The organism is Legionella nagasakiensis (genome assembly GCF_900639915.1).
Taxonomy (GTDB): Bacteria; Pseudomonadota; Gammaproteobacteria; order Legionellales; family Legionellaceae; genus Legionella_A; species Legionella_A nagasakiensis.
Genome location: NZ_CAAAID010000051.1, coordinates 1 through 411, shown reverse-complemented (window position 1 = coordinate 411; position 411 = coordinate 1). Strand labels below are relative to the sequence as shown.

Below are 411 nucleotides of genomic sequence, written 5' to 3'. Positions count from 1 at the left end.
CATCCGTCAGTTGTCTCGCATTAAATCCAGCCGCCTTGAGGGCCGCCGCACTGCATCCGTTTAATTCATGAATCTGGGTTGCTGATACCCCTTGCGCACGCAACGCACTCAATTTTGTCGGATCGCATCCCGCTGCGCGAATGGCTGCATCACTGACTCCTTGAGCCGCCCGTACTTCGGCAGGGGTAAACCCGGCACCCAACAATTGCTGCGGTGTAAATCCTGCATTTGCCAGCTCTTTAGCATCAAAGCCCGCCGCTTTCAGCGCTGCCGCATTACACCCATTTAATTCATGAATTTGCGCGGCTGATACCCCTTGTGCACGCAACGCACTCAATTTTGCCGGGTCACATCCCGCGGCGCGAATAGCATCAGCACTGACTGCTTGAGCCGCCCGTACTTCGGCAGGGG

General features: G+C 56.4%; 1 pseudogene. It reads right to left on the bottom strand.

Annotation, left to right across the window (positions count from 1 at the left end):
* Positions 1-411 (bottom strand): annotated as a pseudogene (locus E1O52_RS13255) (type IVB secretion system protein DotG/IcmE); the annotation flags it as partial.